This is a genomic window from Adhaeribacter rhizoryzae (assembly GCF_008629685.1).
GTDB lineage: Bacteria > Bacteroidota > Bacteroidia > Cytophagales > Hymenobacteraceae > Adhaeribacter > Adhaeribacter rhizoryzae.
On record NZ_VWSF01000025.1, the window covers coordinates 64,644 to 78,838 of the forward strand.

Sequence of the window (14,195 nt, forward strand, 5' to 3'; positions counted from 1 at the left end):
TATGAAAACCTATATAAAAGTAAAGAAAGCCGTTTTTTTAGCCACTGGCGTTTTGCTGGCCACGGCTTGTACCAAAGACTTTGCCGATATGAACACCAGTCCGAACAAGCCCACGGCGGTAAGTTCGGCGGTGCTCCTGCCCACCGGCATCGAAACCAGCGTAGACCGTTACTGGGGCCACCGCGACCGTTTTGAACGCATTAACCTGGACGGCGGCATGCTGTGGGTGCAATATTTGGCCCGCAATATTTATTCCGACGAAGGCGACAACTACAACATGAGCCCGGCCTATTACACCAACAACTGGAAAGGCTTTTACAACGATGCGCTTTTAAATTTTCAGCGGATGGTGGTGCAGTCGGCGCCGGACGGAACGGCGCCCCACACCAACTACGAAGGTATTGGCATGGTAATGCGCTCCTGGGTTTTCTCGCTGCTGACCGATATTTACGGCTCGGTGCCTTACTCCGAAGCGTTGCAGGGAACCGGTACTACACCTATTTACACGCCTAAGTACGATTCGCAGGAAGCAATTTACGCGGGCTTGCTGAACGACTTAAAACTGGCGAACGAAAAGCTGGTGGTGAGCGGACCGGCCGTAACGGGTGATATTTTGTTCAACGGCAATATTTTGCGCTGGAAAAAATTTGCGAACTCCTTGCGCCTGAAATTAGCCAACCGGCAAGCAGCTAAAAAGCCCGCTGAATCCAAAGCCATTATGGAAGAAATATTAAGCGATGCGGCCAAATATCCGGTCTTTACCAGCAACTCCGATTACGCCGTCCTGACGCACTCAACGGTTAGGCCAAGCAACAACGAGTGGCACGAAGTCATGATACAAGGTGGCCGCACCGACTGGAACTTAAGCAAAACTTTCGTGGACAAACTGCAAGCAATGAACGATAGCCGGTTAACTGTTTTCGGACAAGCGGTAAACGGCAAATACGAAGGGGTGCCCAACGGTTTGCCCGATGCGATTGCCACTACCTACCTGGCTACCAGCGCTAAACTCGGTACCTATTTTACGGCACCAACCACACCCAGCCCCATCATGACTTACTCGGAACTCCTCTTTATTCTGGCCGAAGCTGCCTTGGATGGGGATATTACCGGTGGTGCCGCGAAAGCCCAGGAATATTACGAAAAAGGCATTGCGGCTTCTTTCGGGCAATACGGTTTAACCATGCCAACTGATTATTTAATTAATGCCGGACCTGCCACCAAAGAAAATATTCTTACCCAGAAGTGGATTGCGCTCTTTGGCCAAGGCATAGAAGCCTGGACCGAATACCGCCGCACCGGGTACCCCATTATGCCCACGCCGGATGCCCGCGCCATATTCCTGAACGATGGCGTGCTGCCCACCCGCTTGCAATATCCTTCTTCGGAATATTCTCTAAACAAAGCAAAATTAGAAGAAGGCATTACGCTCATGGGCGGGCCCGACGACAAAAAAACTAAAATGTGGTGGGTAGAAAAGTAAAATCTATTTTCAGAACCAAAGATTTAAGCAACATGAAACTAAAATATAGCTCTAAATTATTTTTAAGCCTGGTAGGGGCAGCTTTTTTGCTGATGAGTTGTGAAAAAGAAGACGCCATGGTGGTGGATAGGGTAATATCGCCGGTGCTGGTAACGGTAGCTGGTTCTGCCTTTACGGCTGCCGAACCGGTAAATGTAACCGCCACTATTTATGAATTAGATAAAAGCGGCCTCCTGGACCATACGGTTGGCATCGATTCTATACCACTTTCTAATTTAGCCATTAAGGTAAAATTAAACGCAACTACCCTCGCTGACCTAACCACCGACCAAAAAGGTAAGGTAATTATAACCAAAACCTGGTCCGAACTGGGGTTAGCCGCGCCGAAGGCGGGTAATACCGTAAACATAGAGTTTTCCGGCAGCCACAAAGGTCAGGCGTTTACCAAACCCGCCCGGGTACAAGTTAAGTAAGTTTAATTTTCATTTTTATAAGGCTTTCGCAAAGTATTTGATGTCCCCCTTTGGAGGGGGTAGGGGGAGGATTTAGTTTAACAGAAGCTGTGGAATAGGCGGTGAACTCTGCTCCAAACTCAAATATTAAAAAGCTTCCAGATTAAATTCAATCATGTAAAATGGATAGAAGATCTTTTCTTCATAAATCCGGAGCAATGGGGCTGGCACTCGCCATGGGTGCCAGTTCCTGTTCTACGGGCAACAGCATTTACCGGAAAAACAATAATATTGCCGGCTCCCGCCACTTACCTCGCATTAATATTTCCCCGGACCGCATTATAAAAGAAACGGTAGGGTTAAGGCCTTATCGCCTATCGGGGCCCCGGTTAGAAGTGCAGCAACTCGGACAGAAAACGATTGTGCATAACTACGGCCACGGCGGCAGCGGTTTTTCGCTTTCGTGGGGAATGGGTCAAATAGCCGCTACCAAAGCAGCAACCACCGGCGAACAAAATATTGCCATCATGGGCTGTGGCATAATGGGTTTAACTACCGCCCGCCAGTTGCAGGAAATGGGTAAATCCGTTACCATCTACGCCAAAGAACTCTGGCCCAAAATCACCTCCAGTATGGCTACCGGTACCTGGTCGCCGGCGCATTTAATTTGCGAACCCGACCGCATTACCCCGGAGTTTAAAGCTACCTGGGAGCAAGCTTGTAGTTTTTCGTTTCGGGCTTACCAGAATTTGCTGGGCCTCGGCGACATGGTTACCTGGATGGACCATTACATTATTGGCGGCAGCCGGGTACCAAAGGAAGCACCTTTGCTGCACCTGGCAGGTCAGTTACCTGCACGGGTAGAATTATCGAAAAAGCAACATCCTTTCCGGGCCGATTACGTGGTCAATCAGCCCAATATGGTTTTTAACATTCCGCTTTATTTGCAAAAGCTAACCAATGATTTTTTGCGTTTCGGCGGAAAAATTCAGATTAAAGAATTTCGTACACTGGAAGACGTAGATGAGCTGCCGGAAAAATGCGTGGTAAACTGCACCGGTTTAGGCGCCAAAGAATTATTTAACGACGAAGAATTAATGCCTATCTCGGGCCAGCTTTCCTTCCTGATCCCACAACCCGAAATTAATTACCGCTTGAGCACGCCGCACGGCTACATTATTCCGCGCAAAGATGGTTTGGTGCTCGGCGGTAACGCCATCCGGAACAACTGGAATACCACCCCGGACCCCAAACAAACCGAACTTATGATTGCCGCCGTGAACGAAGTAGTTTCGCACATGCGAAGCTGATAAAATATTAATTTGGCAACGGCAGGGTAGCTCTTTTAACTTATTTTTTTACCTTGAATTTATCTACTGATATTACGCAATATTTTAAATAATATAGGTTCGAGAAACCCACATTTGTCATTCAGGAGGAAACTATTTAGCAGGCAGCCAAATAGTATCCTCCTGAATGACAGAGATGAGTTCCTTAGACAAGCAAACTGTTTTCAAGAAATTTTGCATAACATCACTTATTAATACTTGTTTAAAATTATACTACATGAATTCAGACCTTACGCATAATCGCCGGAATTTTGTTCGTAAATTAGGTGGCCTGGCGGGTTTGTTAACGCTAACGCCCGGCTTGCCAAGCTTTGCCGACGATAAAAAGTATTTAGCTCCCGAAGTTTCTCCCGACGAGGAGGTTACCGATAATGAAGATTACTGGGGATTTATCCAGCAGGCCTATTCGGTTTCGCCGAATGTAATAAATTTTAACAACGGTGGCGTTAGCCCGCAGCCCATTGTGGTACAAGATGCTCTGGACCGCTACAATCGCCTCAGCAACGAAGCGCCAACTTACTACATGTGGCGCACCCTCGACGAAGGCCGCGAATCGGTTAGGCTGAAACTGGCCGATTTAGCCGGCTGCTCGCCCGAAGAATTAGCCATTAACCGCAACGCCAGCGAAGCCCTGGAAACCATTATTTTCGGTCTGAATTTACAAAAAGGCGATGAAGTGGTGCTCACCAAGCAGGATTACCCCAACGTAATAAATGCCTGGAAGCAGCGCGAAAAACGCGACGGTCTGGTGCTTAAATTTATTAACCTGGATTTACCCATCGAGGATAACCAGCTCATCGTCCGGAAATATAAAGAAGCGTTTACGGCCAAAACCAAGGTGGTAATGGTTACCCACCTGATTAACTGGTCGGGGCAAATAATGCCGGCCGCCCTGATAAGCCGCGCTGCCAAAAAGCACAACCCCAATATGCAGGTGGTAATCGACGGGGCGCATTCGTTTGCGCATTTAACTTACAAAATTCCGGATTTGGAAGGCGATTATTATGGTACCAGCTTACACAAATGGTTGTGTTCGCCGTTTGGCACGGGTATGTTGTATATTAAACAACCTTTAATCAAAAACATCTGGCCCTTATTAGCGCCCGAAGATCCCCAAAGCCCCGACATCCGGAAATTCGAAAGATTGGGTACCCGCTCTTTCCCGACCGAAATGGCCATTGGGCACGCCATTAATTTTCATAATACCATTGGCAACGAGCGCAAACAAAAACGGCTGCATTACCTTAAAAATTATTGGGTAGAAAAATGCCTGAATATTCCGGGGTTTAGTACCATTACCTCGCTAAAACCCGAATTCTCCGGGGCCATTGCCACCTTTGCCCTAAAAGGAATTACCCCCGGCAATTTAGCTACCGAATTATTCAAAAGAGCCCGCATTCATACGTCGGCCACGGTTTGGGAAAATATTGCCGGCGTACGCGTTACCCCGCACGTGTATACACCTTTAAAAGATTTGGACCGGCTGGTGAGTACCATCCAGGCTATTGCCAAGGAAAATAATTCGGCCGCCAAAAGCAGTAGTTTAAAATAATACTTTCCTTTTTATTTCTAACAGCAAGGGAGCCCGGCGTTGATATTCCAGGCTCCCTTACTTTTTATATTTACTACAACTTGTCTTTTCTGCTTTCGCGAGCGTTCCGCTCGTAAATATTTCTGCCTGCTTCCTTCAGCTAACTTTATAAAACACACTACAAAACAAAAGAACCGATTAGAACCAGTTGTTTAATTTGCAATTGGAAGTTGATAGTGAATTTTATATATTTCCCAGCTTAACATTGATAATATTTCAAATCTTATAAAAAGCAGGAATTTGCAAAAAAGATGGAAGAACAATCGAAGATTTACAAGGTAACAAACAGGTTTACTGCCGTATTATTTATAATTTATTTGATTGTATTATCCTGGATTTTACTTCTAAAATTAGGAGTACGATTTTCTTACATGGAAAATAGGAGCGTAAACTTAATTCCGTTTGGGGAATCTGTAATATCAAATGGTAAAATTGATGTTAGTGAAATCATTCTGAATGTTGTGATTTTTGTACCACTTGGAATCTATATCGGATTATTATTTGACAAGTGGGTTTTTGTAAAACATCTTTTAATGATTTTTTTAATTAGTGCGTTAATTGAGGGACTTCAATATATTTTGGCGATTGGTGCTTTTGATATTACCGATATAATTACAAATGCTTCGGGCGGTATAATTGGTTTGATGATTTTTAAAGCAACTAAAAAAGCATTTGGTAATAGAACAAAGGCACAGAGATTCATAAACTTGGTTGCAGCCATAGGAACTGGCCTAATTATTTTATTATTACTCTTATTAAAATTGGAAATGCTACCAGTAAGGTATAAATAATTAAAAGCATGTTTAAAATTTATATTTTTTCCAACATCTGGCCCCTAAGTAAACCTCTCCCGTAAAAAAACATTACAAAACAGAAGAACCCGGTACATTATCCGGATTTAAATAGGTGTAACGAGCTAAGAAAATATAATTTTGAAGTAAACAGGTAAAATACAGGTAGCCAGTTAATTACCTGTATTATTCCAGGTGCTTACATAACCGGTTCTTGGTTAAAATAAATAGCGCTATAACTTAAAATGAGCGGTTAAAGCTCCATGAAGCGAGGTTAGCAGGCACAGAAGGTTATCTATTCATCCCTCATTAATATAAATATTTTATTGACGGTTGTCACCGCCTACTATTCTTTTTGTAGTTCTTTCCTTAATTTGCTGGATACGGATAAGCACAAATATGCTGCTAGGTTGGTCTTTCTTTATGCTAAAAAAGCAAGTCTAAAAATTTGTAATATTTAAACAAAATATGTAATATTATCCGAATATTATTAACTCCATCCACCATAATCATGACTAAAATCTACTCCCGTTTTGCCCCTTGGTTTTATAAATACAAATATTTTTGGGTCTTACTACTCTTATCGGTTAATGTTTCTGCTGCCCCGGACCCTAATCCTAAAAATGCGTTGCGTACTTCCTTTAACCAGCCCATTAATTATAAATACGTTACTAGCGCTAATATTAAAGAGGCTACAGACCAGGTTATAGCCGAAACCAGGGTTTCTTTAGCAAGAATTTATGCCATCCCGAAAGGCAAACATACTTTTAATAATACCATGCTCGCCGCCGATGATTTTAATGATAAAATTGCTTCGGTTTTCTGGAGTATTAATATTTTAGCTAATGCCAGTCCAGATTCTGCGATACGTAAACAAGCCCAGCGCTCTTTGGAGACAATAAGTAAATATCGTAACGAAATCGGCTTGGATGAAAAATTATACCAGGCGGTAAAAGCGTTCTCACTAACCCCGGAAGCTAAAACGCTAACCGGAGGCCGGAAAAAGATGGTAAAGGAGCAAGTTGAACAATATGAACGCAACGGCTTTACTTTATCTGGAGAGAAGCGCCAGCAATTAAAGGGGATGAATGATAATATTACCAAATTAGAGCTGACCTTTAGTAATAATATTGCAACTTATAAAGACCATTTGCTGGTGAGTGAAGCTAATATGAAAGGCTTGCCAGAAGATTTTATTAAGAGCCGGAAAAAAGAAGGCGACCAGTATATTATAAATCTGGATGGCCCCGCCTATACTACCTTCATGAAATTTGCTGAATCGGACCAGGCACGCCGTGAACTTTTTATAAAATATAATAACCGCGCTGCCGATAAAAATGTGGACGTGCTACAACAATTATTAGTAGCGCGCCAGAAAAAAGCCAAGCACTTAGGCTACCCAACTTATGCCGCCTATTTAACCGCTGAGCGTATGGCCAAAACGCCCGAAACGGTTTGGAATTTTGAAAATAATCTGATTGCTAAAGTAAAACAAAAAGCGCAGGCAGATTTAAACGAACTACTGGGCGTAAAAAGAGCTCATTTAAACAACCCGGCCATTACCAGCCTAAACCCCTGGGAAAATGCTTTTTATAACAACCTGCTCATGAAGCAGAAATACCAGGTAGACGAAGAAAAGATAAAAGAATACCTGGCCTTGGATAACGTTTTAAGTGGTTTATTCCAGACCACGCAGCAACTTTTTGGGATAAAATATGAGGAAGTTAAAAATGCTTCGGTTTGGCACCCGGATGTACGGATGTTCGAAGTAAAGCAAAATGGCGCTACATTAGGACGGTTTTATTTAGATTTGCATCCGCGTGATGATAAATTTACCCATGCGGCCTGTTCCCCTATCCGTTTTGGAAAACAATACAGCCAGGGCTACCAAATACCTACCGCCGCTTTAATTTGTAATTTTAATGCCCCCACCGAAGGCAAACCGGCGTTGTTGACTCACAGCCAAGCCGTAACTTTCTTCCACGAATTTGGTCATGTGCTGCACAGCATATTAGCCAAAACTGAGCTTGCCGGACAGACGGCTATGGCGGTAAAATGGGATTTTGTAGAGGCACCCTCCCAGATATTCGAGAACTGGGTGTGGAATTACGATGTCTTAAAATTGTTTGCCAGGCATTATAAAACCGGTGAGGTAATGTCCCAGACCATGTACCAGAAAATGTGGGAGGCCCGCAATGTAGGTTCGGGGCTGGCAGCATCAGCCCAAATTTTCTACGGCATCCTGGATATGACTTTACACGATAAATATGATCCGGCCGGGCCCAAAAGTACTACTGAAGTTTTAAAAGAAGTTCAAAACAGCGTTATGCTTTTCCCTTACCTGGAAGGCACCCATTTACAGGCGTCCTTCGGACATTTAACGGGCTATGGGGCCAGTGTTTATGGATACATGTGGAGTAAAGTGTATGCCGAAGATATGTTCTCAGTTTTCGAGAAAAATGGCGTTATGGATCCCAAAACCGGGATGCGTTACCGCAACAGTATATTAGCCAATGGCAGCAGCCGCGATGAATTAGAAATGGTAAAAGAATTTCTGGGCCGGGAACCAAACCAGGAAGCCTTTTTTAAATCATTAGGTTTATAATTCTTTCAACAACAAAAGAGCCCACATTCATACGTCGGCCACGGTTTGGGAAAATATTGCCGGCGTATGCGTTACCCCGCACGAGTATACGCCTTTGAAAGATTTGGATTGGCTGGTAAGTACCATCCAGGCCATTGCTAAAGATAGTGCCACTGCCGCCAAAAGCAGTAATTTAAAATAATAATTTTCATTTTATTTCTCACTCAAGGGGAGCCGGATGTTAAATATCCAGGCTCCCTTACTTTTTTATATTTATCTAACTTGTCTCTTCTGCTTTCGCGAGCGTCCCGCTCGTGAATATTTCTGCCGGCCTCTGGCAGTTAGCCTTATTCAGCTAGATAAAATATAGCATAATACAGAAGAACATGATTCCGCCATTTTTTTTGTTTATGATTGTCAATTTATAGTAAGTTATATATATTGTAAGCTTCTATACCGGCTATTTTTAAAATCATATAAGATAACTACCAACCCGGATGAAGCTAAGGAGGAGAATAATCCGGAATTGGATATGCGTAAATTTTTTGGGAGATAGAAAATGAAGGTAAATCGTAAGATAAATAAAATCAGTAATTTACAATTTAAAACCACTTGCTGATATTGGAAATATAAACACAATTATTACGCATATCCAATAGTTGTGGCACATCAGTATAGATGATAAATAAATTAGTTTTATTCTTAATATTATTTTGGTTGTGTTCTTGTTCTTGCCAGGAGGAATATGTTAGTAATAATAGATATTTAAAAATATCGAAATTACAAAATATATCTTTCGTTAATGATTGGAATAATGCAACTATTGCTTCTCTGGAAAGGCAATTATATAAAGGGCCTAAAATAGAATATGAGCGAAAACGGATTCCGCCTTATATTCAAAAAATAAAAAATGAAGAGAGTTCATTAAAATATCCTTCTTCAAGAGCACAGTTTTTAAAACGTATATTCAGTTACAATAAAATAAACACAACTGATTCAGTTAAAACCATCTTCATTTTTGAAACTGTTGTGCCCGGAGAAAGAACAAATTATGAAAGACATCTAGTTTTAGAAACACGCGATAATTACCAAGTTTATTTTGCTAGTGAAAGTTCTGGATGGAAACCAATTAAAATCAATTTAAAGGAGGATTTTAATCCAAATAAATTTTTCTGTAAAGCTGAACAAGCTTCTTTTCAATGTGTTAACAACAATTCAATATATAATTATATAATTGTTACCAAGATTGAAAAAGACTTGATTAAATCAGAATTCATCTTTTCCCCTTGTACAGAAATGGAGAAGTCGTATCATGAATTGTTTAATTGAAATTATTCTTCAAACAAAATATTTCATTGTACTGGGAAAGGAAACAGAAAAACTTTCGGCAAAAATGAAAGTCTGGAACTATAAAAAATAACGAGCCACAACCACACCTATATGGCAGCTTCGCCGCCTCATAGCCCAGTACGTTGGTGATAATTTAGCTAGACTATGATTGAAAAAATAAGGTATATAGTAAAGGAAATCTGTCAAGTAAATAAGGATTTTGCATGTGTAGAAGTAATTCAAAATTCTGAAATGAAAACTGTGGCACGTCAAGCCAGATACCGTTGGGAGCCGGAAATTTACTATCTTACTTTTTTGGTAAACCCCGCTATTTATATTAAATATGCAACGGATATGTCAAGGATAACCGGAAACATAAAACATTATTTTGATATTAGCGCTGATTGGAATACATTAAGAGTAGAAGAAATTACTATTGATTACGATAAAGTAAACATTTTAAACACAGAAATAATTTTAGTAGAAACTCCTTGGGAAGAAATAAATAACCTTCAAAAAAAGCTGATTGGACTTATGCAAGGAGGAAATGATTCAATTGACTTTCAAAACATTGGCACTACTTCCAGAACAATTTTGGATAAAATGGCACGAACAGTATTTAATCTAAGTATTCATATTGCGCCTGCAGGAGTTGATGTTTCCAATGGGAAGTTCAAAAATCAAATTCACACATATTTAGCGCATAGACTTAGAGGCGGTGAAAATGAAGAAATGCGTGCCGTAATGAAAAGCGCAATAGAATTTGCAGAAAATTCAGTCGATCTTATAAACCAAACTGTTCATAAATTGGACGTTAAAAAACAATTTGCAGAGGTTTGTATCATAAGTACAATTAGCGTTATTAACTTAGTTAAATCCATTGAAGAGTCTTAAACTGCCACCAACAGCAGCCAGCCGTGATTGCTGCTTTGAAGTAATCGAAACAATCAATTTTTAAGTACATTTACGTTCTGTCAATAGAACTTTCTCCATAAATCCGCAACCAACGGCTGGCTGCCAAAACGTTAGCTGGCAACATAATGAAAAAAACAGCAGAGATAATCAAAGAATTAAGAAGGTTCAAATCAGTTGATGAAGAGCCACTTGAAAGTAACGAATTACTTCTTGACACAATAGTGGAAGACTTTTTCGAAAACGAGGACGCCTATCTGGTGATACCCACTCTTTTTGAATTATTAGAAAATCACCCTGACGCTGACTTTGGAGCACTAAGGACAATTGTTCATACTTTTTCTGCCGTGTCAGGTGTTATCACCTGATACTTGCTAAGAACACCAGAAGCCAGTGCATAAGTTATGATGTTAATTATATATTACTTATAATATAATAAGTGTCAGGTGATAACACCTGACACGGGTGAAAATAAATAAAACCAGAAGTTGTACATAAGTTAAGATGTTAATTACGTATTAATTGTAATAGGTGTCAGATAATAACACCTAGCAAGGCAGATGAAATGACTAAACTAAATTGACAATTTAAAAACTAAAACTATGGAAATTAAATGCACCAACAACAAGACATTTGAACTGACTGATGATTCAGAAAAGTTAGGAAGCCTAACCTATGATAGTTTGTTTTCTTTTAAGGCCAATGCTATAGTGGGTAATGATAATTTTAAAATTACACCTAAAGGAATATTTAGCACTACTATTTCTGTAACTAACAATGGTACGGAGGTTGCCAATATGCAAATGAATTGGAAAGGAAATATTATAATCTCCTTTCAAACCGGACAAGAGTTTATATTAAAAGCAACCGGGGCTTTCTTAAATAAATATGTGCTGGAAGACAAAGAAGGACAAAGATTAATGTTATTGAATCCTGATTTTAATTGGGCAAAATTTAGTTATAACTACAGCATTTCGTACGACCATAAACCACAAGACATACTATTAGTTTTGCTGGCGACTTATGCTGCTAATTATTACATTGCTGCCATGTCATCATCCGTATATTAAATGGAGAAAGTTCACGCCAGAAATTATAAATAAAATATCCTGCCTTAAAATATTGCTTACTAATAAAACCACAAAGATTTAAGTATTTACCTACTCCATAATCGCTATTACCGATATTTCAATATTAGCATTCCCCGGTAGGTTGGCAACCTGCACCGTTTCGCGGGCCGGCGGCTCGGAAACGAAATATTTGCCGTAGATCTCGTTTACTTTCGCAAACTGTCCAATATCCTTTACGTAAATGGTGGCCTTTACCACGTGCCGAAAATCTAACCTGGCGGCTTTTAATATGTGCTTAATATTTTCCAGCACCTGCGTGGCTTCGGCTTCAAAACTTTCGGTTACCATCTGCCGCGTCTGCGGATTGGCGCCTACCTGTCCGGCTACAAACAAAAAGCCATTGGCGGCTACGGCCTGGCTGTAAGGCCCGATGGGCTGCGGAGCTTGGGCTGTTTTAATTATTTTTTTGGCGGTTTTTTTTGCAGGGGCAGCTTGCTGGGCCAAGGCGCTGGTAGCAAATAATAAGCAAACCGAAATCAGAATAGAATTTTTCATAGGCTATTAAATCAGGTTAAGTTAAAGGTACATTATATATAAGGTTACCAGAAATCTCATCTATAATAAATAAGTCGCAATATTTTTCTGAGTGCCGAAAGCTATGTTGGTAAAAGATAAATCAGGTAAGGCTTTTTCGGCCAGAATAAGAATTTTAGTTTCTACAGTGTAATTTCAGTAGTTATTCGTCCTAAAAATACCTTTTTTCGGAAAACTGCCCTAAAATAATTACGGGTTACTTGAATAATCAGCTTTAAACTTTAATTATTTGTAATTTATTTATACAAACCTCTTGAATAATATTTAATTAATTAATTAAATACACCCAAATTTTATGGTGTATTTCGTCAAAACAATATACTTTTTCGGAAAAGCATATATTTTTAAAAGCGTAAATTATATTTTATATTATAATTTGGCTGATTAAGTATAAAATTTATACCTTTAACGTAATTAAATTAAAGATTATTTAATTGGATTATGGTTAAAAAGATATCTCGCAGAAGCTTTCTTAATAAGAGTGCCTTAATCGCCGGAACGGCTTACCCGGCTATGCTGGCGCTGGGCTTAATGCCAAGTGCACCGGCTCACGCCTTCTCGTTACAGGGCGATGGCAAAGGCAAACACATTGTTATATTAGGCGGTGGCTTAGCCGGCATGACGGCAGCTTATGAGTTAAATAAATTAGGCTATCGCACTACTATACTGGAAGCCCGCAACCGCTCCGGTGGGCGCGTGTTCAGTGTCCGGAAAGGTTCTACGCACCAGGAAGTAGGCGGACCGTTGCTTACCTCTAATTTTGATGAAGGCCAATATTTTAATGCTGGTCCGTCGCGCATACCGCACCACCATAAACTTACGCTGCATTACTGCAAAGAACTGGGTGTGCCGCTGGAAGTGTACAACAACGTAAACGAAAGCACTTATTATTTCAGCGAAGGCAAAGGCAAATTATCGAACCAGAAAGTACGGGCCCGCGAAATACATAACGATATGCGCGGCTACACCAGCGAACTGCTGGCCAAAGCCCTGGACCAGGATAAACTGGATTTAGCCATGAGCAAAGAAGATGCGGCTAAAGTACTGGAATATTTGCGGGCTGAAGGTGGCTTGGACCTCGATAAATTATACAAGGCATCGGCGCGGCGCGGCTACCTGGAGGCCCCGGGTGCCGGCGAAAAATCCGGCAAAATTGCCGACCCGCACAAACTCGTCGATATTATTCAATCGGGCTTGCTCGACCCGGATTTTTACAACGTAGCCGAGTATACCTATGAGCTGCAAATGACCATGTTTCAGGCGGTAGGGGGTATGGATAATATTGCCAAAGCCCTGGAAAAGAAAATTGCCGGCTCTTTAAAGTTAGGTGCCGAAGTAAAAGCCATTACCAATGTGGCCGATGGCGTAAAAGTAGCTTATAAAGACAAAACCGGTGAACACGAAATTAAAGGTGATATCTGCATTTGTACTTTGCCTTTGCCGGTGCTCAGCAACATTAACCACAATTTTGCTTCGGATGTAAGCCGGGCCATCGATTTTGTGCCGTACATCCAAACTGGTAAAATTGGGTTGCAATTTAAACGCCGCTTCTGGGAAGAAGACGAACACATCTTCGGTGGCATTACCCACACCAACAACGATTTAACCCAAATATTCTACCCATCTAACGGATACCTCGGTAAAAAAGGCGTACTCATTGGCTGCTACAATTTTAACGATAAAGCCAAGCGGGTAGGGGATATGTCAGTAGCGGAGCGGGAAAAATTTGCCCTGGAAAAAGGCAGCCTCATTCATCCGCAGTACAAACAAGAATTCGAAAACTCGTTCTCGGTAACCTGGCACAAAACCCTGTACAATATGGGGGGCTGGGCCGTGTACGGCAGCGAAGAACGTAAAAATTTATACCCGGCGCTTTTAAAACCCGACAAGAACGTGTACTTCGCCGGGGAGCATACAACCTACCTCACCGCCTGGATGGCCGGCGCCTTTGAATCGGCGCGCAGCACGGTGGCCGCCGTCCACAGCCGCCTGGCCGAACAGCGGGTGCAATATCCTACCACTACGAACAAAGGTTAATCA

At 41.4% G+C, this 14,195-nt stretch carries 13 protein-coding genes; 11 read left to right on the forward strand and 2 right to left on the reverse strand.

Annotated elements, in window-relative coordinates:
* The first annotated feature begins 1 nt into the window (after nucleotide 1).
* The 6 genes from F0145_RS22210 (at nucleotide 2) to F0145_RS22235 (ending at nucleotide 8,271) form a co-directional block, all read left to right on the forward strand.
* Nucleotides 2-1,483 carry a SusD/RagB family nutrient-binding outer membrane lipoprotein gene (locus tag F0145_RS22210; RefSeq protein ID WP_150092126.1) on the forward strand — a complete coding sequence of 494 codons (1,482 nt, stop codon included), beginning with the start codon at nucleotides 2-4 and terminating at the stop codon, nucleotides 1,481-1,483.
* A 32-nt stretch (nucleotides 1,484-1,515) separates the two neighbouring features.
* A complete protein-coding gene (locus F0145_RS22215) occupies nucleotides 1,516-1,956 on the forward strand; it encodes a hypothetical protein (protein WP_150092128.1) in 441 nt (146 codons plus the stop codon).
* Between the two features lie 161 nt (nucleotides 1,957-2,117).
* Nucleotides 2,118-3,245, forward strand: coding sequence for an FAD-dependent oxidoreductase (locus F0145_RS22220; protein ID WP_150092130.1), 1,128 nt, complete (start codon nucleotides 2,118-2,120; stop codon nucleotides 3,243-3,245).
* Between the two features lie 256 nt (nucleotides 3,246-3,501).
* Nucleotides 3,502-4,836 carry an aminotransferase class V-fold PLP-dependent enzyme gene (locus F0145_RS22225; RefSeq protein WP_150092132.1) on the forward strand — a complete coding sequence of 445 codons (1,335 nt, stop codon included), beginning with the start codon at nucleotides 3,502-3,504 and terminating at the stop codon, nucleotides 4,834-4,836.
* Nucleotides 4,837-5,126: 290 nt separating this feature from the next.
* On the forward strand, nucleotides 5,127-5,666 hold the full coding sequence (locus F0145_RS22230) for a VanZ family protein (RefSeq protein WP_150092134.1): 540 nt from the start codon (nucleotides 5,127-5,129) through the stop codon (nucleotides 5,664-5,666).
* A 511-nt stretch (nucleotides 5,667-6,177) separates the two neighbouring features.
* On the forward strand, nucleotides 6,178-8,271 hold the full coding sequence (locus F0145_RS22235) for a M3 family metallopeptidase (protein ID WP_150092136.1): 2,094 nt from the start codon (nucleotides 6,178-6,180) through the stop codon (nucleotides 8,269-8,271).
* 27 nt (nucleotides 8,272-8,298) lie between these two features.
* Here the strand turns inward: F0145_RS22235 and F0145_RS26905 are convergent, their stop codons facing one another.
* Nucleotides 8,299-8,433: a hypothetical protein gene (locus F0145_RS26905; protein ID WP_262719893.1), complete on the reverse strand. Its 135-nt coding sequence runs from the start codon at nucleotides 8,431-8,433 to the stop codon at nucleotides 8,299-8,301.
* Nucleotides 8,434-8,928: 495 nt separating this feature from the next.
* On the opposite strand from F0145_RS26905, the gene F0145_RS22240 reads away from it, so the two are divergent.
* The 4 genes from F0145_RS22240 (at nucleotide 8,929) to F0145_RS22255 (ending at nucleotide 11,561) form a co-directional block, all read left to right on the forward strand.
* Nucleotides 8,929-9,579, forward strand: a complete 651-nt coding sequence (locus F0145_RS22240) for a hypothetical protein (protein ID WP_150092138.1) — start codon at nucleotides 8,929-8,931, stop codon at nucleotides 9,577-9,579.
* Between the two features lie 165 nt (nucleotides 9,580-9,744).
* The gene (locus tag F0145_RS22245; protein WP_150092140.1) at nucleotides 9,745-10,473 is read left to right on the forward strand and encodes a hypothetical protein; all 729 of its coding nucleotides are present in this window, start codon (nucleotides 9,745-9,747) and stop codon (nucleotides 10,471-10,473) included.
* A gap of 146 nt (nucleotides 10,474-10,619) precedes the next feature.
* Nucleotides 10,620-10,859 (forward strand): hypothetical protein, encoded by a 240-nt coding sequence (locus F0145_RS22250; protein WP_150092142.1) that lies wholly within the window; start codon nucleotides 10,620-10,622, stop codon nucleotides 10,857-10,859.
* Between the two features lie 234 nt (nucleotides 10,860-11,093).
* Nucleotides 11,094-11,561, forward strand: a complete 468-nt coding sequence (locus tag F0145_RS22255; protein ID WP_150092144.1) for a hypothetical protein — start codon at nucleotides 11,094-11,096, stop codon at nucleotides 11,559-11,561.
* Between the two features lie 90 nt (nucleotides 11,562-11,651).
* Here F0145_RS22255 and F0145_RS22260 read toward each other — a convergent pair whose 3' ends face one another.
* Nucleotides 11,652-12,116, reverse strand: a complete 465-nt coding sequence (locus F0145_RS22260; protein WP_150092146.1) for a Rid family detoxifying hydrolase — start codon at nucleotides 12,114-12,116, stop codon at nucleotides 11,652-11,654.
* A gap of 480 nt (nucleotides 12,117-12,596) precedes the next feature.
* On the opposite strand from F0145_RS22260, the gene F0145_RS22265 reads away from it, so the two are divergent.
* Nucleotides 12,597-14,192 (forward strand): flavin monoamine oxidase family protein, encoded by a 1,596-nt coding sequence (locus F0145_RS22265; RefSeq protein WP_223816201.1) that lies wholly within the window; start codon nucleotides 12,597-12,599, stop codon nucleotides 14,190-14,192.
* Nucleotides 14,193-14,195 lie beyond the last annotated feature (3 nt).

What these genes read in the sequence shown, in the direction of transcription:
- F0145_RS22235 (WP_150092136.1), top strand. Translation starts at nt 6,178, where the DNA reads ATGACTAAAATCTACTCCCGTTTTGCCCCTTGGTTTTATAAATACAAA.
- F0145_RS22250 (WP_150092142.1), top strand. Translation starts at nt 10,620, where the DNA reads ATGAAAAAAACAGCAGAGATAATCAAAGAATTAAGAAGGTTCAAATCA.
- F0145_RS22230 (WP_150092134.1), top strand. Translation starts at nt 5,127, where the DNA reads ATGGAAGAACAATCGAAGATTTACAAGGTAACAAACAGGTTTACTGCC.
- F0145_RS22245 (WP_150092140.1), top strand. Translation starts at nt 9,745, where the DNA reads ATGATTGAAAAAATAAGGTATATAGTAAAGGAAATCTGTCAAGTAAAT.
- F0145_RS22225 (WP_150092132.1), top strand. Translation starts at nt 3,502, where the DNA reads ATGAATTCAGACCTTACGCATAATCGCCGGAATTTTGTTCGTAAATTA.
- F0145_RS22210 (WP_150092126.1), top strand. Translation starts at nt 2, where the DNA reads ATGAAAACCTATATAAAAGTAAAGAAAGCCGTTTTTTTAGCCACTGGC.
- F0145_RS22260 (WP_150092146.1), bottom strand. Translation starts at nt 12,116, where the DNA reads ATGAAAAATTCTATTCTGATTTCGGTTTGCTTATTATTTGCTACCAGC.
- F0145_RS22240 (WP_150092138.1), top strand. Translation starts at nt 8,929, where the DNA reads ATGATAAATAAATTAGTTTTATTCTTAATATTATTTTGGTTGTGTTCT.
- F0145_RS22215 (WP_150092128.1), top strand. Translation starts at nt 1,516, where the DNA reads ATGAAACTAAAATATAGCTCTAAATTATTTTTAAGCCTGGTAGGGGCA.
- F0145_RS22220 (WP_150092130.1), top strand. Translation starts at nt 2,118, where the DNA reads ATGGATAGAAGATCTTTTCTTCATAAATCCGGAGCAATGGGGCTGGCA.
- F0145_RS22265 (WP_223816201.1), top strand. Translation starts at nt 12,597, where the DNA reads ATGGTTAAAAAGATATCTCGCAGAAGCTTTCTTAATAAGAGTGCCTTA.
- F0145_RS22255 (WP_150092144.1), top strand. Translation starts at nt 11,094, where the DNA reads ATGGAAATTAAATGCACCAACAACAAGACATTTGAACTGACTGATGAT.